At 69.1% G+C, this 19,527-nt stretch carries 19 protein-coding genes, 2 tRNA genes and 1 pseudogene; 6 read left to right on the top strand and 16 right to left on the bottom strand.

The features are described from left to right. The first annotated feature begins 627 nt into the window (after positions 1-627). Positions 628-855 carry a hypothetical protein gene (locus SLP03_RS29785; protein WP_413644764.1) on the top strand — a complete coding sequence of 76 codons (228 nt, stop codon included), beginning with the start codon at positions 628-630 and terminating at the stop codon, positions 853-855. 6 nt (positions 856-861) lie between these two features. On the opposite strand, the gene SLP03_RS29780 is transcribed toward SLP03_RS29785, so the two are convergent. Then, a complete protein-coding gene (locus tag SLP03_RS29780; protein ID WP_319463973.1) occupies positions 862-1,659 on the bottom strand; it encodes a carbon-nitrogen hydrolase family protein in 798 nt (265 codons plus the stop codon). A 39-nt stretch (positions 1,660-1,698) separates the two neighbouring features. Further along, on the bottom strand, positions 1,699-2,532 hold the full coding sequence (locus SLP03_RS29775) for an EamA family transporter (protein WP_319463972.1): 834 nt from the start codon (positions 2,530-2,532) through the stop codon (positions 1,699-1,701). A gap of 41 nt (positions 2,533-2,573) precedes the next feature. Here SLP03_RS29775 and SLP03_RS29770 point away from each other — a divergent pair, with 41 nt between their 5' ends. Continuing rightward, a complete protein-coding gene (locus tag SLP03_RS29770) occupies positions 2,574-3,200 on the top strand; it encodes an XRE family transcriptional regulator (protein ID WP_319463971.1) in 627 nt (208 codons plus the stop codon). Positions 3,201-3,224: 24 nt separating this feature from the next. Here SLP03_RS29770 and clpX read toward each other — a convergent pair whose 3' ends face one another. From clpX to SLP03_RS29745, 5 genes are all read right to left on the bottom strand, one after another. Further along, entirely contained in the window at positions 3,225-4,520 is a 1,296-nt protein-coding gene (clpX, locus tag SLP03_RS29765) for an ATP-dependent Clp protease ATP-binding subunit ClpX (RefSeq protein ID WP_319463970.1), read from the bottom strand. 209 nt (positions 4,521-4,729) lie between these two features. After that, the gene (locus SLP03_RS29760) at positions 4,730-5,392 is read right to left on the bottom strand and encodes an ATP-dependent Clp protease proteolytic subunit (protein WP_319463969.1); all 663 of its coding nucleotides are present in this window, start codon (positions 5,390-5,392) and stop codon (positions 4,730-4,732) included. 10 nt (positions 5,393-5,402) lie between these two features. Next, complete coding sequence (locus SLP03_RS29755) at positions 5,403-6,044, bottom strand: ATP-dependent Clp protease proteolytic subunit (RefSeq protein ID WP_200214946.1); 642 nt, start codon at positions 6,042-6,044, stop codon at positions 5,403-5,405. 174 nt (positions 6,045-6,218) lie between these two features. Further along, positions 6,219-7,565, bottom strand: coding sequence for a trigger factor (tig, locus tag SLP03_RS29750; protein ID WP_319463968.1), 1,347 nt, complete (start codon positions 7,563-7,565; stop codon positions 6,219-6,221). A 144-nt stretch (positions 7,566-7,709) separates the two neighbouring features. Then, positions 7,710-7,783 (bottom strand) — tRNA-Pro (locus tag SLP03_RS29745). A 283-nt stretch (positions 7,784-8,066) separates the two neighbouring features. Here SLP03_RS29745 and SLP03_RS29740 point away from each other — a divergent pair. Then, a tRNA-Gly gene (locus SLP03_RS29740) sits at positions 8,067-8,137 on the top strand. A gap of 172 nt (positions 8,138-8,309) precedes the next feature. On the opposite strand, the pseudogene xerC reads toward SLP03_RS29740, so the two are convergent. The 7 genes and pseudogenes from xerC to SLP03_RS29705 all read right to left on the bottom strand — a co-directional run. Then, positions 8,310-9,353: pseudogene (gene xerC, locus SLP03_RS29735) on the bottom strand (tyrosine recombinase XerC); the annotation flags it as partial. Continuing rightward, positions 9,340-9,549 (bottom strand): helix-turn-helix domain-containing protein, encoded by a 210-nt coding sequence (locus SLP03_RS29730; protein WP_319463967.1) that lies wholly within the window; start codon positions 9,547-9,549, stop codon positions 9,340-9,342. The pseudogene xerC and the gene SLP03_RS29730, both read right to left, overlap by 14 nt. Before the next feature lie 64 nt (positions 9,550-9,613). Beyond that, complete coding sequence (locus SLP03_RS29725) at positions 9,614-11,137, bottom strand: replication initiator (RefSeq protein WP_319463966.1); 1,524 nt, start codon at positions 11,135-11,137, stop codon at positions 9,614-9,616. After that, complete coding sequence (locus SLP03_RS29720) at positions 11,127-11,420, bottom strand: hypothetical protein (protein ID WP_319463965.1); 294 nt, start codon at positions 11,418-11,420, stop codon at positions 11,127-11,129. Before SLP03_RS29720 ends, SLP03_RS29725 begins: the two co-directional genes overlap by 11 nt. Further along, positions 11,417-11,860 (bottom strand): hypothetical protein, encoded by a 444-nt coding sequence (locus SLP03_RS29715; protein WP_319463964.1) that lies wholly within the window; start codon positions 11,858-11,860, stop codon positions 11,417-11,419. The genes SLP03_RS29720 and SLP03_RS29715 overlap by 4 nt, the downstream gene beginning before the upstream one ends. Positions 11,861-12,107: 247 nt before the next feature. Continuing rightward, entirely contained in the window at positions 12,108-12,320 is a 213-nt protein-coding gene (locus SLP03_RS29710) for a hypothetical protein (protein ID WP_319463963.1), read from the bottom strand. A gap of 469 nt (positions 12,321-12,789) precedes the next feature. Beyond that, positions 12,790-13,686, bottom strand: coding sequence for a hypothetical protein (locus SLP03_RS29705; RefSeq protein WP_319463962.1), 897 nt, complete (start codon positions 13,684-13,686; stop codon positions 12,790-12,792). A 319-nt stretch (positions 13,687-14,005) separates the two neighbouring features. Here SLP03_RS29705 and SLP03_RS29700 point away from each other — a divergent pair, with 319 nt between their 5' ends. The 3 genes from SLP03_RS29700 (at position 14,006) to SLP03_RS29690 (ending at position 17,785) form a co-directional block, all read left to right on the top strand. Beyond that, positions 14,006-15,406, top strand: coding sequence for an MFS transporter (locus SLP03_RS29700; protein ID WP_319463961.1), 1,401 nt, complete (start codon positions 14,006-14,008; stop codon positions 15,404-15,406). 200 nt (positions 15,407-15,606) lie between these two features. Continuing rightward, positions 15,607-17,037, top strand: coding sequence for a DUF3592 domain-containing protein (locus tag SLP03_RS29695; RefSeq protein WP_319463960.1), 1,431 nt, complete (start codon positions 15,607-15,609; stop codon positions 17,035-17,037). A 448-nt stretch (positions 17,038-17,485) separates the two neighbouring features. Then, positions 17,486-17,785 carry a hypothetical protein gene (locus SLP03_RS29690; protein ID WP_319463959.1) on the top strand — a complete coding sequence of 100 codons (300 nt, stop codon included), beginning with the start codon at positions 17,486-17,488 and terminating at the stop codon, positions 17,783-17,785. Between the two features lie 566 nt (positions 17,786-18,351). Here the strand turns inward: SLP03_RS29690 and SLP03_RS29685 are convergent. Both SLP03_RS29685 and SLP03_RS29680 read right to left on the bottom strand, forming a co-directional pair. Next, a complete protein-coding gene (locus tag SLP03_RS29685; RefSeq protein WP_319463958.1) occupies positions 18,352-18,732 on the bottom strand; it encodes a VOC family protein in 381 nt (126 codons plus the stop codon). 198 nt (positions 18,733-18,930) lie between these two features. Beyond that, on the bottom strand, positions 18,931-19,527 hold a 597-nt coding region (locus SLP03_RS29680), incomplete at its 5' end, for a tyrosine-type recombinase/integrase (RefSeq protein ID WP_319463957.1).

Raw genomic sequence — 19,527 nt, 5'->3', positions numbered from 1 at the left:
AGTGTTGCCAAAGGAATCCAAACCAGCAAACCCTCCCAAAGGAAGGACCCACCAGTCCGGGGTATAAATCAATTTGGCACTGGCTTATCAAGCACCCTGTTGAGTTCTCAAAGAACAACCACACACCATCTAGAAGCTCTACACCGTAGAACCCCCGTCCGGGGCAACCTCTCTAACTTACCCGGCCCGATCTTCGTTGTCAACCTCGTGTCCGAGGCGATCAACTTGGTTCGGTCCGATCCACGCTGACGCACGCCGTACTCGGCGGTCGTTTCTGTCGTGGGAAGCGGCAGACCGGCCGATCGCCGCTCTCGCGGCCACCTGCCCGGCTCCCTGCCGGCCTTCGAACTCTACCCGGTCGGCTTCGCGATCGCAACTCCGTATCTCTCGGAGTCTTTCGCACCGCCCGAATCCTCAGTCCCGCTCGGCGTCTCCGCCACGAGCCTGGTGCCCGCTCTCGGCCCGTTTGTCCGGCCTCCCGCGTGCAGAGAGAAAGTTACGCGGACGGTCCCGAGAAGGCAAATCAACGTCCATCAGTGGTTCGCCGCGACCGGAGACGGGCATCCGGCGGCGGAGAACGGGTCTGCGGCAAACCATCGACGGCCCTGCCGTGCCAGAGTGTCTGGCATGGATGACGTGTCCCGCATCCCGGCGACCCCGCTCGCCGAGGAAGCGCTGCTCGGGCTGCTGCTGCCCTTCTGGCAGTTGGTCATCGGCGCGTTCGTGCTCTTCGTCGTCCTGGTGTCGGTCGGACGGCTCGCCCGGCGCGGCCCCTCACGGATGACGACCGCCCTGCTCATCACCGCCGCGGCGATCGCCGGCTTCACCGTCGTCGGCGTGCTCCTGGAGAGCTGACCGTCGTCAGAGCCGCCGGTTCGCGAGGCTCGGCAGCTCCGCCCGGATGGTGCGCAGCCGATCCAGGTCCAGGTCGGTGACGGCCAGACCCGGCCCGTCCGGCACCTGGCTCAGCACCGTCCCCCACGGGTCCACCACCATGCTGCGTCCGAAACAGGTCCGCCCCGGCTCGTGATCCCCGGTCTGGCCGGCGGCGGCGACGAAGCACTGGTTCTCGATGGCCCTCGCACGCAGCAGGACCTCCCAGTGGTCCCGCCCGGTATGCATCATGAACGCCGCGGGGACGACGAGGAGGTGCGCGCCCCCCTCGGTCGCGAGCTGCCGGTACAGCTCCGGGAAGCGCAGGTCGTAGCAGATCGAGAGGCCCACCCGCAGACCCTCGACGTCGACAACCACGGGCTGCTCCCCGGGGGCCACGGTCGCCGACTCGAGGTACGACACCCGGCCCGGGATCTCCACGTCGTACAGATGGATCTTTCGGTAGCTGGCAGCGAGGGCGCCCGTCCGGTCGAAGACCAGCGCGGTGTTCCAGGTGTGCTCCGGGTCGGGGCCGGCCTCGTGGAAGGAGCCGGCGACCACCCAGATGCCGAGCCGGCGGGCCACCGCGGCGAAGAACTCCCCCACCAGGCCGTCCACCGACTCGGGATCCGGCATCCCCTTCGCCGGGCCGAGGTAGTCGACGTACTCGGGGAGGACGGCGAGATCGGCGCCGGCCGCCGCGGCCTGGACCAGCAAAGCCTCGGCGGCGGCGAGGTTCGCCGCCCGGTCGTCGCGGGCGTTGAGCTGGCAGACGGCGACGCGCATGGGCTCAGCGTACGGACGAGCGGCGGTCGACGACAGGGCTCACAGGGTCGCCAGCACCAGCGCCCCGGCGGCGAAGCCCAGACCGGCGATCTGCACTGGGCGAAGGCGCTCCCGGTCCACCGCGAGCGCGAGGAGCACCGTGCTCGCCGGGTACAGCGCGGCGATCGCGGCGACGATGCTCAGGTGGCCACGGCCGGCCGCCGCCAGGTAGAGCGCGTTCGCCGCGGAGTCCAGCAGGCCGGCCGCCGCGGCCCAGCCGAGCACCCGGGGCCCGAGTCGCAGGCTCACCCCGGTCCGCGCGGCCAGGGCGAGCCCGAAGCCGATCGAGCTGACCCGTACGGCCAGCACCGGCCACATGCCGGCGTCCTTGTCGGCCTGCCCCAGGAGAGCGAAGAAGACGCCGAAGAGGGCGCCGGCGCCGAGGGCCATCCCCACCAGGCGCGGCGACACCGCCCCGGAGATGCCGCCCTCGCCGAGGCTCACCAGGGCGATCGCCAGCACGGCGAGGCCGGCGCCGCAGAGCGCGAGGGTGCCGGGCGAGTGGGCGGTGACCAGCCCGGCGCCGATCGGCACCAGGGCGGCGGTGATCGCCGTGATCGGCGCGACGACCGCCATCATTCCGCCCGCGAGGGCCCGGTAGAGCAGCACCACGCCGGCGGCGCCGGCCACCCCGGCGAGGAGACCCCAGACCAGGTCGACGGTGTGCGGGGTGCCGGGTACCACCAGCACGAGCGCGAGCAGCAGCGGGACGCTCAGCAGCTGCGAGACCACCGTGACGGCGACCGGGTCGGCCCGGCGGGAGGCCTTTCCGCCGGAGAAGTCGGCCGTGCCGAACGCGACCGCGGACACCGCGGCGAGCACAATGGGGAACATCCAGATGTCGTACCACAATATTAACCGCGAGGGATAGTGTGATGACCGACGCCGGGGCCGGGCGGGTGAGCGCGGTGACCTCCGCCGTCGCACGGCAGGTACGCGAGCTGCGGGCCGCGCGCGGCTGGTCCTTCGAGGAACTGGCCGGCCGGTCCGGAGTCAGCAAGGGCATGCTCGTGCAGATCGAAGGGGCCCGCACCAACCCGAGCATCGGCACGCTCTGCCGGGTCGCGGACGCCTTCGGGGTCAACATCGCCCAACTCCTCGAGCCGGCCGAGGAAACCACCGTGCGCCACACCACCGCCGGCGAGGCGCCGGTCCTCTGGCGTGGCCAGCACGGCGGGACCGCCCACCTGCTCAGCGGCCTGGCCGAGCCGGACCTGATCGAACTCTGGGACTGGCGGCTGCAGCCGGGCGAGACGCACCACTCCCCCGACCATCCCCGCGGCACCCGGGAGGTGCTGCACGTCCTGAGCGGCACGGCGACGGTCCTGGTCGACGGCGTCGCGCACGTCGTACGGGCCGGGGAGACGATCGAGTTCCGCGCCGACCGGGAGCACGGCTACCGCAACACGGGCGACGAGCCGGTACGCCTGGTGATGGTGGTCGTCACCCCGTCGGGCGAGTGGGATCGCCGGACCCGCTCACGCCGACCGCGCCCGGAGTGACCCCGGGCGCGGTCGATACGAAGGTCAGGCGGACTTCTCCTCGCGGTCCCGGCGAGCCCGGCGACCGGTGAACTCGCGGGGCACGATCGTCGGGTTCACGTTCTCCAGGACCACCTCGCGGGTGATCAGCACCCGGGCGGCGTCCGGGTTGCTCGGCACCTCGTACATCACGGAGAGCAGGACCTCTTCCATGATGGCCCGGAGGCCGCGGGCGCCCGTGCCGCGGAGCATCGCCTGGTCGGCGATGGCATCCAGCGCCGGGGGCTCGAACTCCAGCTCGACGCCGTCCAGCTCGAAGAGGCGCTGGTACTGCCGGACCAGGGCGTTGCGCGGCTCGGTCAGGATCCGCACCAGCGCCGAACGGTCGAGGCTGCGCACGTTGGTGATCACCGGGAGCCGGCCGATGAACTCCGGGATCAGCCCGAACTTGAGCATGTCCTCCGGCATGACCTGGCTGAAGATGTCGTCGGTCGACCGCTCGGAGACCGACCGGAGCCGGGCGCCGAAGCCGGTGCCGCCGGAACCCGTCCGGGCCTCGATGATCTGGTCCAGCCCCGCGAAGGCGCCACCGCAGATGAACAGCACGTTGGTGGTGTCGATCTGGATGAACTCCTGGTGCGGGTGCTTCCGGCCGCCCTGCGGCGGCACGTTGGCCACCGCGCCTTCCAGCATCTTGAGCAGCGCCTGCTGGACGCCCTCGCCGGAGACGTCCCGGGTGATCGACGGGTTCTCCGACTTACGGGCGATCTTGTCGACCTCGTCGATGTAGATGATGCCGGTCTCGGCGCGCTTGATGTCGTAGTCCGCGGCCTGGATCAGCTTGAGGAGGATGTTCTCCACGTCCTCGCCGACGTAGCCCGCCTCGGTGAGCGCGGTGGCGTCGGCGATCGCGAACGGCACGTTGAGCATCCGCGCCAAGGTCTGCGCCAGGTGGGTCTTGCCGCAGCCGGTCGGGCCGAGCAGCAGGATGTTGGACTTGGCCAACTCGACGGCGTCGCTGCCGGAACCCGGCGCGCCGGCCGCCTCGGCCTGGATCCGCTTGTAGTGGTTGTAGACCGCGACCGCGAGCGCCTTCTTGGCCTGGTCCTGACCGACCACGTAGTTGTCGAGGAACTGGCAGATCTCCATCGGCTTGGGAAGCTCTTCCCACTTCACCTCGCCGGACTCGGCCAGCTCCTCCTCGATGATCTCGTTGCAGAGATCGATGCACTCGTCACAGATGTAGACCCCGGGGCCCGCGATCAACTTCTTGACCTGCTTCTGCGACTTACCACAGAAGGAGCATTTCAGTAGGTCGCCGCCGTCACCGATCCGTGCCACCTACGTTCTCCCTGCACTCGTCGGCCGGAACGCCGGCCCTGACCTGCGGGCGCCGGGCGCCCGTCCGTCTGTTAGCCCCGCCGGTCCGACCCAGCGAAGCGGTACAGACCCGACGTTACCCGCTGGCGGAGGTTTCTCCGACCCCCAAAACGGGTGTGTCAGAGGTCGGCCGGGAACGGATCCACGGCCGACCTCCGACCCGGTGTTGCTCAGCTCGCGGCGTTCGCCGCCAGCAGGCCCTTCTTGCGGCTGGTGAGGATCGTGTCGACCAGCCCGTACTCCTTGGACTCCTCGGCCGTCATGATCTTGTCCCGATCGATATCCTTGCGGACCTGCTCGGTCGGCCGATTGCAATGCCGGGAGAGCATGTCCTCCAGCTGGGTCCGCATCCGCAGGATCTCCCGGGCCTGGATCTCGATGTCCGAGCCCTGACCGTAGCCACCCTCGGTGGCCGGCTGGTGGATGATGATCCGGGAGTTGGGCAGCGCCATCCGCTTGCCCGGGGTGCCGGCGGAGAGCAGCACCGCCGCGGCGCTGGCCGCCTGACCCAGGCACACGGTCTGGATGTCCGGCCGGACGTACTGCATCGTGTCGTAAATCGCCGTCATGGCGGTGAACGAGCCACCCGGCGAGTTGATGTACATGATGATGTCGCGGTCCGGGTCGGTGCCTTCGAGCGTCAGCAGCTGGGCCATCACGTCGTTGGCCGACGCGTCGTCCACCTGCACGCCCAGGAAGATGATCCGGTCCTCGAAGAGCTTGTTGTACGGGTTGGATTCCTTGACCCCGTACGACGTGCGCTCCACGAACGAGGGAAGCACGTAGCGGTTGTGCACGGCCGCGAACTGGGGCGGCAGGCTCAGATCGGTCATCGTCAGCTCCTCAGCTCAGGGTCCCGGCGCCATCCGGAACCTGAGCGGCCCCGATGATCACCTTGTCGATGAAGCCGTAGTCCATGGCCTCCTGGGCGGTGAACCAGCGGTCCCGGTCCGAGTCCGCCTCGATCTGCGCCTGGCTCTGGCCGGTGTGGTGCGCGACCCGCTCCTGGAACATCCGCTTCGTGTAGAGCATCTGCTCGGCCTGGATCGCGATGTCCGACGCGGTGCCGCCGAGGCCACCGGACGGCTGGTGCATCATGATCCGCGCGTGCGGCAGGGCGTAGCGCTTGCCCTTGGTGCCCGCGCAGAGCAGCAGCTGGCCCATCGAGGCCGCCATGCCCATCGCCACGGTCGACACGTCGTTGTCGATGAACTGCATGGTGTCGTAGATCGCCATGCCGGAGTAGACCGAGCCACCCGGCGAGTTGATCCAGAGGTTGATGTCGCGGTCCGGGTCCTCCGCCGCGAGCAGCAGCAGCTGCGCGCAGATGCGGTTGGCGACCTGGTCGGTCACCTCGCTGCCCAGGAAGATGATCCGCTCCTTGAGCAACCGGTTGTAGACCGAGTCGTCGAGGTTGCCAATGGTGTCGCCACCGCGGGCCTCGATCGCCCGGAGCGGCTTCGCTGGGATGTGCATGTCGGTCATGGCAGCCCTTCAGTCTCCGTACCCGTCCTACCCGACACTAACCGCTCAGCCGGGGGGCGCACTCCCGGTCGCGGCACTGTTCGCTATCAGCGCAGCTGTCCTGGAGACGTACCCCGGAAAGGGTTTCGGCCGCCGCCCACCGCGAAGCGGCGGACGGCGGCCAACCCGGGACGATCAGTGCTGGTGGTCGTGCTCGGCCTCGTTCTGGGCACGCAGCGCCTCGAGGGTGACCTCGTTGCCTGCCGAGTCCTTGATCTTGATCTTCTCCATCACCGAGGCCAGCGCCTTGCCGCGGCGGACGTCACCGAAGACGGCCCCGGCGGCGCCGGAGCGGACCAGCTGGTCGTAGTACTGCTGCGGGGCCATGCCGGCGCGCTGGGCGCGGTGCACGATCTCGTGACCGAACTCGTCGTCGGAGACCTGGACGTCCTCGGCGTCGGCCAGGGTGTCCAGCAGGAGCTGGATCTTGACCCCGTCCGTCGCCGCCTCGGTCAGCTCGGCGTCGATCTGCTCCTCGGTCTTCTCCTCGGCGGCGAGGTACTCCTCCAGGGAGGCCCCGATCCGCTCGAGCTGATCGACCATCGCGGCCTTGCGGCTCTCGACCTCCTCGCGGACGACACCCTCCGGGGCCGGCACCTCGGCGGTGGCGACCATCTGCTTGAGGGCCTTGTCCCGGGCGGCGTAGATCTGCTCGACCTGCTTGCCCTGGGTGACCCGCTGCCGCAGGTCGTTCCGCAGCTCCTCGATGGTGTCGAACTCGCTCGCCATCTGGGCGAAGTCGTCGTCCAGCTCCGGCAGTTCCTTCTCCTTGACCGTGCGCACAGTCACCGCCACCTCGGCATCCCGGCCGGCGAAGTCACCGCCCACGAGCTGGGTGGAGAAGGTGGTGCTGTCGTCGGCGGCGAGGCCGACCACGGCCTCGTCCAGGCCCGGCAGGAGCTGCTTGCTGCCGACCTCGTGCGAGATGTTGCTCGCCGAGCCGCCCGGCACGTCCTCGCCGTCGACGGTGGCGTTCAGGTCGATCTGGACGTAGTCGCCCTCCTGGGCGGCCCGCTCGACCGTCTTCAGGGTGGCGAACCGCTCCCGCAGGCCCTTGACCTGCTCGTCGATCTCGCTGTCGTCGATCTGGATCTCGTCCACGGTCACCTCGATGGTGGCCGGGTCCGGCAGGGAGATCTCCGGACGGACGTCGACCTCGGCGGTGAAGTTCAGCGAGTCACCGTCGTTGAACTCGGTGATCTCGACCTCCGGGCGACCGAGGGTCTTCAGGTCGTGCTCGCGGACCGCGGCGAGGATGTTCTCCGGGATGGCCTCCTGCACCGCCTCGTTGAGGACGGTGCCCCGGCCCACCCGCTGGTCGATCACGGCGGTCGGCACCTTGCCCCGGCGGAAGCCGGGAACCTGCACCTGCGAACCGATCTCCCGGTACGCCTTCCTGAGGCTCGGCTCGAGCTCGACGAACGGCACCTCGATGGCGAGCCGCACGCGCGTCGGGCTCAGAGTCTCGACGGTGCTCTTCACAGGCGTACTCCTTGACGGATCTCAGTTGATTCTGGGCGTGATTGCGCGCATCGAGTGTAGGCGAGCCGGGCCGCTGGTTCGGCAGCGCCCGGGTACCGCGCGGAAAAATCGGCGGTTCCCGGGTGACCCGGCCGCGGACGACAGTCGGGGTGGCGGGATTTGAACCCACGGCCCCTCGCTCCCAAAGCGAGTGCGCTACCAAGCTGCGCCACACCCCGTGGCGACGAGAAGTGTATGCCGTCGGCGCCCACCGGACGTGCCGGGGCCGCGCCAACCCGCCGCTCGCCCCGCCATCCGCTCCCCGCCGGGCTCCCCGCCGGGCGCGGCGACAACTTCCGGGAAAAGTGGTCTCCAGGCATGGTGAGGCCACCCTTTCCTGGAAGTTGTGCGGATCTTGGCGGGGGCGGGGCCGCGCGGGGGACCGTCACGGCGGTATGTGGCTGCGCGCGCGGGGCCGGCGTTGGGTACGCTGTCGACGCGCCTCGTCAACGCGGGGTGCCCGCGGGCGTAGCTCAATGGTAGAGCTTCAGTCTTCCAAACTGACGGTGCGGGTTCGATTCCCGTCGCCCGCTCCGACACGATGGCCCAGGTCAGACAGCTCATCCGACCTGGGCCATATCCATGCCTACCGCTCGGTCGTGTGGGCGTGCCCGCTACGTGCCCGCTACGTGCCCGCTCACGCTCCTGGGCGATGCTGGCGCTCAGCGCGTCAGCGATGGTCCGGTCGCGCTCGGCGACGGCGTGTTGGTAGACCATCGCGGCACGGGTCGAGCCATGCCCCATCCGCGCCATCAGATCCGCCAGGCTGGCGCCCGTGCCAGCGGCGAGGGTGTTGCCGGTGTGCCGCAGGTCATGGAAGTGGAACCCGGGCAAGCCGGCGGCGGCGACCGAGGCGGACCAGCCGGCCGCCTTCTGGAAGTTGGAGCGGCGCAGGGCGGCACCCTTCGAGCCAGTGAAGACCAGGGCGTCCGAGTCGTCGGCGACAAAGTCGCGCACGTGACGCTCAAGATCAGGGCGGATCGCCGCCGGGATGGTGACGGAGCGACGGCCCGCAGCCGACTTGGGCGGGCCGAAGATCATGCGTCCGTCTGACATCTCGACCAGGGTCGCGCGGACCGTGAGGGTCTGACAGCGCGGGTCGAGGTCGCGGCGGCGCAGCGCCGCGAGTTCGCCGTAGCGGAGGCTCGTGAAGGCGGCCAGCAGCACCAGGGCGCGAAACCGCGCGGGTACCCGGCTGGCGATGTCGAGGACCTGGGCGATGGTCGCCACGGGTCGCTCAGGGGTGTGGTGCTCCCCCGCTCCCTTGATACCGCACGGGTTGCGGCGGATCAGCTCGTCGTCGACGGCGGTGGCAAGCACCGCGTGCAGCAGTCGGTACGCCTTGGCGGTCATGGTGGCGGTCGCGCCAGCCGCGACAAGTTCGGCGTACCAGGCCCGGACCCGGCCGGGCGTGAGATCACTGAGCAGGATCGTGCTCAGGGTGGGTTCGATGTACTTGCGGGACAGCCACCGGTAGAGGTCGACCGTCCGTGGCCGCAGGTTGGGCCGGTGGTCGATCCAGGTGGTCACGTACTCCCCCAGCGCGACACGACCCCGGTTCGGGTCGTGCCAGGTGCCCTTGAGGATGTCGGCTTCCACGGCGGCGAGCCACCTGTCAGCGTCAGTCTTGCGGGCGAAGGTGTGTGGTGCGGGTCGGTCGATGCCGTCCGGGCCGGGGTAGCGGGCTTGGTAGCGGCCGGACGGAAGTTTACGGACGCGGCCGAAGCGTCGCTTGCTAGCCACAGACATGTTCTCCCTTCCGGTAATGCAGGATCGGCCGGATGGCGTCAATACGGCCTTGACGGATGTAGTCGGTGAGGTCGTCGGGGTGGAACCGGACGTACTTTCCGACCTTGTAGAACTGGATACGGCGCTCAGCGACGATGCGGCGCACGAAGCGGACTCCGGTGCCGAGGCGCTTGGCGGCTTGCTCGACGGTGAGCATGTCGACGTCGCGGGGTTCGTTCAGGGCGGTTCTCCTCTCGTCGTGGCGGGTTTTCCTTGCGGGTTCAGGCAGCAGTGGTCATCTCCTCTCGTGCAATCTGTTGCCTCTCACGGGCCATGGCGGCGGCGGTGTTGGCAAGCAGCGCGTCACCGCTGGTGCGCCAGCCAGAGCCGGCGTAGGTGAGCAGCCCGACGATGAGCGTGGTGTCGTCGGTTTGGTCGGGGAACTCGTGGCCGGTTTCGGTGCGTCGCCAGATGACCCGGGCGTCGCGTAGGAGTCGAAAGGTGACCGAGTAGCGGCGGCTCTTGGTGAGGAAGTGGCCGCCGAAGCCGAGCATGTGCGCCCAGCGGCGTAGGCGTTGCCAGTCGCGGTGTTGGCCGACTGTCCAGCAGGCGTCGATGAGCCGTTCGGGGTGCGTGCCTTGGTCGTTGGCGTAGAGGTCGATGACTTCGCCGTCGAGGCGGCGGGAGACGTGCCCAGTGGCCTCGGTGCTCTTGGTGGCGTACTTGGCGAGGTAGCTGGCGACCTTGCCGTCAGAGATGTCGCCGTCGGCGTTGACCGGGCGGACGTCGACACCTTTGCCGGGGTCGCCCCAGGTGATGGGCCAGCCTTGCGGCGCCGCTGGGTGGGGGCGGGTGGTGAAGGCGACCGACACGGCGGCGTGATCGACGGCGGCGACCAGGTCGTCAACGCCGAACCCGGCTGGGGGCGGGATTACCGCGTCACGGTCGAGGGGGTCAACGCCGTCGAGGCGGATGATCGCGTGGTAGTGCACGACGCCCCGGCGTTGCATCTCGGCGACCTTGCCGAAGGACAGCTTCACTGGAGCCACCCGCCGGACGGTGCCGGACCCAGTGACCTGCTCCACCCGAGGGATGCCCAGCGAGCGGGCACGCGCCTGTAGATGCCGGTTCAGTGCGATGGTGGTGCGCCGCCACAGCTCGGGCGCGGAGTGGTTCCACACGACCTGCGCCCGGTGGTCGTAGCAGTCCAGGCACAGCGGCACCCCGAGCGCGGGGTCGTCATCGGTGTGGGTGTGGTGGCAGCGCACGTCCACGCCGTGCTGGCACGGCTCGGGATGGCGGCGGGGTCGGCACGGGATCGCCCGAGCATGGCGGTCGGTGCGTTGGGTGTGCACGGGGCCGAACGACGGCGCGGTGAGGGTGACGAACACCGCCGGATGCGCGGACACGCTCTGCGGGATGCCTTTGCCGCCGGCGAGGCCGGCGCGGACGAGCTGGTAGGCGTCGCGCTGGTAGGTGCGGGCGCAGGAGGGGCAGACGGCGTGGCGGCGGTTGCCGCAAGGCTTGTAGATCTCTCCGTCGGGCATGTCCTCGGTGCGGGCGGCGGACAGGAGTTGGCCGGTGGTGCGGTCGATGGTGGCGACTTCACCGGCGAGGCGGATCGGGTGGGAGCAGCCCGCGGCTGGTCGCACGTGCTCCAGCCAGTCGAAGACGCGCGGGTCGGTGGCGCGGTGGAACGCGGATTCGTCGCGGCCGACGACGGAGCCTGGCGAGCCGGGGGTGGGCCGGTGCCCCGGACCAGAGCGGATCTGGTCCGGGACAGCGGTCATCAGGTCAGCGGCCACGGGTGCGGGCCGCCTTCATGGGCAGGTGTTGGATTGGGCCGGTGCCGAACGGGTTCGGGTGGTCGAAGATCCGGCCGAGCAGGGAGGCCACGGGTGCGGGCAGGTCGGCCCGGTGGTGTTCCCACAGGTAGATGTCGCGGATGAGTTGGTAGGTCTTCGGCAGTTCCACGCCGTCACGGGCGGCGAGGATTTTCATGCGGCCGATGAGTTGGACGGGTTCCCAGCCTCGGGCAAGGCGGGGTTGACGCCAGCGGTAGGAAGCCTGGACGGGTGTGGTGGTCACCGCATCACCGCCAGGGCGAGGGCCTGAGCGCCGGGCAGGATGGTGTGGATGCGGTCGTCATGGATGCGCTGGCAGGCTCCGCAGGAGCAGCGCGCATCGCCCGGGTTCGGGCAGGGACATACCACGGGGATGCCGTCGATCTCGACGAGGCCGCCCCAGCACAGGCAGCGGACGGAGGAAGCCGGATCGACGCCGGCTCCGTTGCACTCAGTGCAGACCGCCCACGTCGTACGGGCGAAGTCGGAGATGCACTCCGACGATCGGCAGCCGTGCAGGCCGCACATGATGCAGTAGCCGGCGTAGTTGTGACGCGCCGGCCGGTAGGAGGTGTCCGGTGCGGGGACAGTGGTGGCGTTCGTGGTGAACACGGACAGGCAGGCCAGCAGAGCAGCCTCATCGAGGGCTGCGGGCAGGTTCAGCGCCACATCAGGGGCCAGCACGTCCCGAAGCGTCGCCACAGCAGACAGCAGGCGAGCATCAGACGCAGCCGAGGAGTTGCCCGAAGCGTGTTGGGCAGGGCAAACGGTACGCTGGACAGGCATCGTGTTGGTCCTTTCGAGAGGGAACCGATGCACGGCCTCAGCGAGCTGCAACTCGCTGGGGCCATCTATTTGATTGCCATACAGCACTGGTGCTGTATTCGTGGCCGACTTTACAGCACGGGTGCTGCAAGAGGAAGATTCGAAGCTACTTGCCGTGACGGGGACGTGACGCCGCCCAGCTCATGATCGTCTGCGGCTTCCACGCCGGGGAGCGACCGAACATCCGCTCGGGTGCTGGCGCCTGCTCCCGGGACACGTACGCCGTCCAGGTGCCCCGCGTGATTCCGAGGTATGCGGCGCACTCCGTCGCTGTCCACCAGTCGTCGGGCAGCGAGGATGGATCGGTCGCGGGAGTCATCACCGCTCAGGGTACGGGAGGGGGCAGCACCCGCGCTGTAGCGAATGCTGCCCCGCAGTCCGTATCGGCTGCTCTTGCGGGTGTGCCGACGGCTGGTCCGGGTCGCGCCATGGTTGATCCGGATCATGATCCAGATCTGCAAGCTCAGCAGAGTCGTACCAACGACCATCGCGATCGCCGGCACAAGCAGAGAACCGTTCATGGCGCTGCCCTCCCTCGCTACTGCTCGTCACGGTGGCCTTGCTGGCTCACACTGAGAGAGTGGCGTCATCGACCAGGACCTATCGAGGTCCCGGGCAGGACCTTTGACGGACCAACCCAGGACATCTCAGGGACATTCGTTGAGGGATGACACGCCTGTGCGCGAAGGTCGACGTAGGAGCCCGGAGCGAGGAGGGGAACAGGTGGCAAACACACGCCGCGAACCCCGGACGATGCTGGAGTACCTGATCCAGCAACGCGACCGGACCTACGAGGAGTTGGCCGAAAGGTTCCTCCGGTTGGAGGAACCCGCGACGATCAGCGCTCGGCATCTCGGTCGACTAGCCAGAGGCGAGCGAGGATCGGCCGGCACAACCCCCGCGACGAGACGCGCACTGCAAGCCATGTTCGGCATGTCGCTTGAAGAACTCCTGCGTCCCTGGGCTCCGGAAATTGTCACGGCCAAGCCGGCTATGGACGACGGCTCACTGGTGCTGCCGTCACCCGGCAACGAAAGGAGCTTGATCAGAATGGCAGCCGAACGAGCCCGTCGCTTCACTCTCCTCGCCGCCGAGAGCACGACACCGCGGGTCCAGTCGCGCCAACCGTCGGTGAGGCGAGCCAACTGCTCGACATGGCGGGCTTCCCAGAGATCGAGTGGTCCGGCTTCGCCGGCGGTGAGCTTGGCCCAGCCGTCAAGATCAGGCAGGCGGTCAATCACCGGCGGTATGCCTGTCGGCGCGCGATGGGCCGCTAGGCGCTCGCAGGCGTCAGCGACGGCTCGGATGGTTGCTGTGCTCCAAGGCGGTCCTGCGGCGGTGCCAGGAGCAAACGAGGTGATCAGGGCAACCCAGTCGCCGTCCTGCACCACCCCCAACAGGTCTGGCGCCGGTACGTCGACCGGCAACGCCCGCAGCGCCGCTGCCTCCCACAGGTACAGCTCGTGCGAGGCGGCATTTACCTGCGCGGAAACCGCCTTGGCGAAGACTCGCCGCCCATCACCTAGCGACAAGACGGCCGCAGGACCGGGAGACATCCCACCGCGAACATCGACGCTGGCGACCTCGCCGCTGCCAAGCAGCACCGATACCCGCTGCCGCAGCCGAACCGGTGCCCATGTCCACGGCACACGCACGGGGAACTGAGCCTCGTCCTGGTCCTGCACCGCCAGCCCCCCGCCATGTCGCTCACGTTCGGACCCAAACCCGCCACCTCTGGGTCGTAGCGATCATGTCAAGCATCTGGTGCGACGCTCGCTGTCAGGCATGTCCCGTCACGGGACACAGCCGGCTGCCGGCTGTGTCGGGTCTCAGGAGATGCGTGACAGATCAGTCTCGGGACCTGGGTGACACGTTCGGCTAGACGATCATCATCGGGTGCGTGCTCGACAAACCTCTTATCGCTGCTGGACTTTTCCCCTGGGGTAAGGCCCAGCATCGTCGGTGCCGGTCACCGCCGGCATGAGCCGACCGGGGGTTATGGGTATGGGAGCGCCGACGACGGCGGCTGGAGCTGGCAGCGCCGGTAGCGGAATCGGCGGTGCCGGAGGGGGTGCCAGGGGGCGCAGGCTTGGTGCGTATCTGGTGGACCGGCGCCCGCTGGCGATCCCCGCCTATCGGCGGCTGTGGGTCGCGTCGGTGATCGCCGCGGTGGGTGGTTCGTTCAGCGGGCTGGCCATTCCCACGCAGCTGTTCACGTTGACCGGCTCGTCCGCGACCGTGGGGGTCTCGGCGGCGGTGTCGCTGGTCGCGCTGGTGGTGTCGGCGTTGTGGGGTGGTGCCCTCGCCGATGCTTGGGATCGGCGTCGGCTGCTGCTGGTCGCCGACGGTTGCCTGGCGCTGACGTACGCGGGGCTGTGGGCGCAGGCGGCACTGGATCTGCGGTCGGTACCGGTGCTGATGGCACTGGTCGCCTGCCAGGGCCTCAGTTACGGAGCGATCATGGCGGCGATGGGCGCGGCGGTGCCCCGCGTGGTACCGGCCGACCTGCTGGCCGCCGCGAACGGACTGAGCGCGCTGGTCCGGTACACCGGGTCGATTGTGGGTCCGCTGCTGGCCGGGGTGCTGATCCCGGTGGTGGGGCTGGACGCGTTGTACCTGTTGGACACGCTGGCGCTGCTGGTCGTCGCGTGGTCGGTGTTCCGGCTGGCTCCGCTCCCACCGCAACCACCTGTGCCGCCACCGATGGCGGTACCGCCCACCAGGACGACGCCTTCCTCGGTTGGCGCGAGCGGGGCGCTGCGGCGGCCGATGGTCGGCCAGTTGCTGGACGGTTTCCGCTACCTGTTCTCACGGCGGTTGCTGGTGGCGCTGATCGGGGTGGACCTCGCCGCGATGGTGTTCGGGGCACCGTGGGCGCTCTACCCGGAGCTGGCCCAGCGTGAATTCGGCGGTGCGGCCGGGGGCGGTTTCCAGCTTGGTGTGCTCTACGCCAGCTACCCGGCAGGCGTGTTCGCGGTTGGGCTGGTGTCCGGCGTGTTTACCCGTGCACGGCGGCACGGTGTGCTGATGGCGTCCGCCGCCGCCGTCTGGGGGGTGACGGTCGTACTGCTGGGGTTGGCACCCCAGCTGTGGCTCGCCGCCGCCGCGCTGTTGACCGGTGGGGGCGCGAACTTCGTGCTCAGCACGTTCCGTCGCGCCATCAGCCAGGCGAATACCGACGACGCGCTGCGCGGCCGGATCGAGGGCTCAATGATCGTCGTCACGATGGGCGGTCCACAGATTGCCAACCTCTTGCACGGCGTAACGGGCGCGGCCTGGGGACCACGCTGGGCAACCTCAGTCGGTGGGGTGCTGACCATCCTCGCCGTCGCAGGCATCATCCGGGCCATGCCGCAGCTGTGGCAGTACGACGCCTCGCAGCGGGCCGAGCAGCGGACCCACTAACCCTGCTTCACCCACTCGGCGCAGTGTCACGCAGGTCCTGATACCGATCTGTCACGCAGGTCCCGAGACCGGACAGCCGGCTGCCGGCTAGGTGGTGAGGACTTTCTGTACGTCTTCAAGGCGGCCCTTGACGGGCCGCACGCGCCGCCGCCTGGGCGCGCGCCGGCCGCGCCGCTGTCGCTCTGCGGCCGTCACGCCTGATGCCCGGCGGCTGGCGCGGACAGCGGAAAGCCCAGGGGCCGCCGCACGACGACAGACCGTCGACCGGGGAGTTGGTGGGCCGGCAGCCGGCCGGGCTGCGCGGCCAAGAGCCCGCGCGGCGCAGGGGAGGGCACGCCGGCCGCGTCGGCGAGCTGGGGGCGGTCGCGGGGTTGCGGTTACTGCGCCTCCGGCGGGGGCGCTCCGGCTCCAGGATGGCCGGGGCTCCGCCGGCGGGTCACGGTCCGTCGGTGGTTGCGGTAGGCCATCCCGCCTGCCATCGACCCGGGCAAGCCGAGCAGACCACCGCCCGACCCGCCAGCGTCCGAACCTGCGTCAAGGCCGTCTTGACGTGGCGGACCGGGCGGCGGCCCGCTCCCCAGCAGGGCGGGTCGATGGCAGACGGGATGGCATCCACGCGCGTGGGCCTTTCCGACACGGGTGGCGCGTGGAGGAGACAGTTGCCGCCTTGTGGCAACCTGACGTCCGCTGGAAATGGCGGGACCAGAGGTAGGGGTACCAGGGTGTACGACTTCAGGAACCAGTATCGACCCCCGACACGAGTCTGGGTCGCGGCCGCACTACTGGGAGTCGTGACAACCCTTGCCGGACTCGTCATGTCCAGCTTCCTGGCCCGGATGGTCGAGGACAGAATCTCGACAGGAGAGGCGGTCGTGGGACAGGTCACCTCGGTACAGGTGATCCCCCTCGGCAAGTACGATCCGCCGGTACGCCTCGAGGTGCGTTACGCGTACCTCGGGGCGTACCGCGAGGCGGAACTCTTCAACGACTTCTCGAGCGACCGTTACGGCGTGGGGCAAGAGGTTGAGCTGTTCGTCGATCCGGATGACCCGACGAAGCTCGCCACCCGGGACGGACTCGCGAGCAACGGGTTCCTGGTCATCGCCCCGGGCTGGATGATCATCCTCGGACTCTTCGCCACCGTCGCCAGTCCGATCGCCGCCTGGCGATGGTGGCGTCGGTACTGGGGGTTCACACCCAGGCCAGTGCCCGGGCTGGCCGTCGACGTGATCCTCGGGGAAGACCATCTGATGACAACCTGGGGGAGGTCGGCCAAGAACGCGGCCGAGGAGATTCGGCGAGCGGGCAGCACCGTCCAGTCCCCGCTCAGGCTTTGGATGGTCTTCCTGGCCGAGGGCGAGGGGGTCCGGCCCGGCTTTGTCGGCATCCGTCGCGCCGCCTTCTTCACCCGGCAACGCCGGCTCGTACTGGAAGCGGTCCTCCCGCAGGAACTGGATGTCCGGGCCGTTCGTCAGCGCATGCTGGAGCTGCTGAACCAGGGCATAGCTGAAGCGGAAGACCTCGCGCGGAGCCGTCAGCTCGCTACCCAGCTGCACGCGCTCCGGACAGTTCAGGAGTCACTGTCGGTGGGAGGTTCACCCGGCTCGTCGGGTGGCTCGCCGCAGGGGTGACACCGCACTCGTTGCCGCAACCCCCAGCCGCCCCTACCCCGGACCTCCGAACTTTGGTCATGCCAGCTTTGTAGGGCAGAGGGTGTCTCGGGCGGGCGTCTGCTGAGCGGGTGTCCAAAGATCATCGGGCACAGATCCGGCACAACCGAGGGCGGAAAGACATGCGAGACGTCGAGAGACGCCGAGGATCCCAGGCCCAGGTCAGTGGTCGCTTGGTCCAATTTCGGCCGATCCCCGGCCACTTCGCGGCTTAGGGGTTCAAGCCTCAGCCCCACGTGGGCCCGTGCCCGATCCGTGCCCGATTCAGCGGTCAACACCGGCCAGCGGAGGTCCATCGCAGAGCTTGGCCATGGTGCCCGTGATTCCATGACCAGCGAGCACCACGGCTGTGTGCCGCGATCCAACCCGATTCCCAAGCTGACAGTGCCTCCATGCGAGGATGGCGACCGTGGCTGATTACGACTGGTCCGGCGTCGCCGACCGGGCCGACCGAGCCCGCCGCTCGTGGCCCCAAACGATTGCCGCGCTGCCGGTCGGTCTGGACATCAGTGGCCGGGTCCTGGCGCGGATGCGCTTCGGAGTCTTCGTCGAGATCGAGGGTCAACCGGATGCCGTTGGCCTCCTGGAGGTCACTCAGCTCCCAGCCGGAAGAGAGCTGCCCGCCGTCGGCGAAGTCATCGATGGTGTCGTGTCGGACCACGTAACTCACAACCATCAGGTGCGACTTCGGCCGCGACCGACTGAGTGACCAACTGGGTGACGACTGGTACGGATCGACCGGGGACGCGCCCGGACGCCGACGGACCGTTCCTGCACGTCGGAAGGTCTTTCCGTGCAGCTCACCCGCCCATGATCGTTCCTTGACACGGAAGCGGTCGCGTGCCCGACGCGTGCCCGTCCGGTCGGTCAACAGGGGTCAACAACGGACGCGCCGACCGGATAGCGGACCACAGCAAGTAACGAGTACCCGTGGTCAGCCGCCCTACCGGGAGTACCGAAGGCCCAGATCAAGGCACCTTCCAAACTGACGGTGCGGGTTCGATTCCCGTCGCCCGCTCCACACACCTCCGGCCCAGGTCAGAGGCGCCATCCCCTGATCCTGGGCCGGTCGGCCACTCCCCCGCTTCGATCTTGCGGGCCATCCGTGGGCCACTAGGGGCCTGTTTCGAAGTCCGCTGTGTGACGGTGTGTCGTGATCTCTAAGTAGTGAGGTCTCCGGTAAAGGGTTCATCGACCAAGAAGAACCTCAGACCCGGAGACCTCGTGGCCACCCACCCTCCACCCGGGCGCGGCCCTCGTTGCCGACGAGGGCCGTCAGAGTGGGTCGAGGCGGCGCTTGAGCAGGCAGAACTCGTTGCCTTCTGGATCGGCGAGGACGTGCCAGGACGCCTCCGCGGGCTGACCGATGTCGACGAGTTCGGCCCCGACGGCCAGGAGGCGTTCGAGCTCGGCGTCCTGATCGCGGTCGGTGGCGTTGACGTCGATGTGCAGCCGGGCATGCCCGTTCTTCGGCTCGTCGTTGCGGATGAGGAAGATCGTCGGCTGCGGGCCGCCGAACCCTTCGCGCGGACCTATCTCGATGCAGCCCTCCTCCTCGCGATCGAGCACTATGAAGTCCAGGACCTCGCACCAGAACCGCGCCAGCACCTCGGGGTCGCGGCACTTGAGCACGAGCTCACTGATACGGCATGCCATTGACGAAACCTACTCTCAGCGTGGGAACTGCCGGGGTGGCCGCACGCGGATCTCATGGGCTCCCTGCAGTGAGAACACCCGCGCGACCGTACCGGGCGAGGCGAGCAGAGGCGAGGTGATTTCAGGCCCTCGCCTGGCCGGGCTGCCAGGCGAGGGCCGTAGGTCGCGCAGTAGGGCAGCTGACTTTGAGACACGCCCTTAGCTGCCCTTGCCGGTCTTCCGCCGAGCCTGCCGGGCGATCCGCCGGTCCATGGCCGAGGCGATTTCGCGGCCCCGCTCGCTGGTCGCGTGCTGGTAGATCAATGCGGCCCGCATGCTCGCGTAGCCCAGCCGCTGCATCAGCTCCCGAGTGCTCGCCCCAGAGGCGGCGGCGAGGGTGTTTCCGGTGTGCCGCAGGTCATGGAAGTGGAAGTCGGGCAGCCCCAGCGCTGCGACCGTCCGCGTCCACTTGACCGCCCGGCCGAAGTTGCCGGACCGCAGCAGCGCGCCCTTGTCGCCGGTGAAGACCAGGGCGTCAGCATCGGCGGCGGTGAACTCGGCCAGATGCGCCCGCAGCGCCTCCACGGCAGCGGCCGGCACGACGACGACCCGGGCCCCGGCAGCCGACTTGGGCGGCCCGAATTCCAGGTGACTCCGCAGCGCGGCGAGCTTGCGCGTGACCCGGACCGTCCCAGAGTCGAGGTCAAGGCGGCCCGCAAAGCGGGCCGCGCCGGCCCGGCCCCGGCCTGGGGGCGGCCTCCGGCCGGCCTCGGCCCGGGCCGCCGGCCCCGGTGTCGGGCGCCGAGGGCGCTGGAG

Source organism: Micromonospora sp. RTP1Z1, from assembly GCF_033804685.1.
Lineage (GTDB): Bacteria > Actinomycetota > Actinomycetes > Mycobacteriales > Micromonosporaceae > Micromonospora.
This window is presented reverse-complemented; position numbering and strand designations above follow the sequence as displayed.

What these genes read in the sequence shown, in the direction of transcription:
- SLP03_RS29710 (WP_319463963.1), bottom strand. Translation starts at nt 12,320, where the DNA reads ATGACTCCCGCGACCGATCCATCCTCGCTGCCCGACGACTGGTGGACA.
- SLP03_RS29695 (WP_319463960.1), top strand. Translation starts at nt 15,607, where the DNA reads ATGCCCGGCGGCTGGCGCGGACAGCGGAAAGCCCAGGGGCCGCCGCAC.
- SLP03_RS29730 (WP_319463967.1), bottom strand. Translation starts at nt 9,549, where the DNA reads ATGCTCACCGTCGAGCAAGCCGCCAAGCGCCTCGGCACCGGAGTCCGC.
- SLP03_RS29780 (WP_319463973.1), bottom strand. Translation starts at nt 1,659, where the DNA reads ATGCGCGTCGCCGTCTGCCAGCTCAACGCCCGCGACGACCGGGCGGCG.
- SLP03_RS29785 (WP_413644764.1), top strand. Translation starts at nt 628, where the DNA reads ATGGATGACGTGTCCCGCATCCCGGCGACCCCGCTCGCCGAGGAAGCG.
- SLP03_RS29770 (WP_319463971.1), top strand. Translation starts at nt 2,574, where the DNA reads ATGACCGACGCCGGGGCCGGGCGGGTGAGCGCGGTGACCTCCGCCGTC.
- SLP03_RS29700 (WP_319463961.1), top strand. Translation starts at nt 14,006, where the DNA reads ATGGGAGCGCCGACGACGGCGGCTGGAGCTGGCAGCGCCGGTAGCGGA.
- SLP03_RS29685 (WP_319463958.1), bottom strand. Translation starts at nt 18,732, where the DNA reads ATGGCATGCCGTATCAGTGAGCTCGTGCTCAAGTGCCGCGACCCCGAG.
- SLP03_RS29755 (WP_200214946.1), bottom strand. Translation starts at nt 6,044, where the DNA reads ATGACCGACATGCACATCCCAGCGAAGCCGCTCCGGGCGATCGAGGCC.
- SLP03_RS29775 (WP_319463972.1), bottom strand. Translation starts at nt 2,532, where the DNA reads ATGTTCCCCATTGTGCTCGCCGCGGTGTCCGCGGTCGCGTTCGGCACG.
- SLP03_RS29760 (WP_319463969.1), bottom strand. Translation starts at nt 5,392, where the DNA reads ATGACCGATCTGAGCCTGCCGCCCCAGTTCGCGGCCGTGCACAACCGC.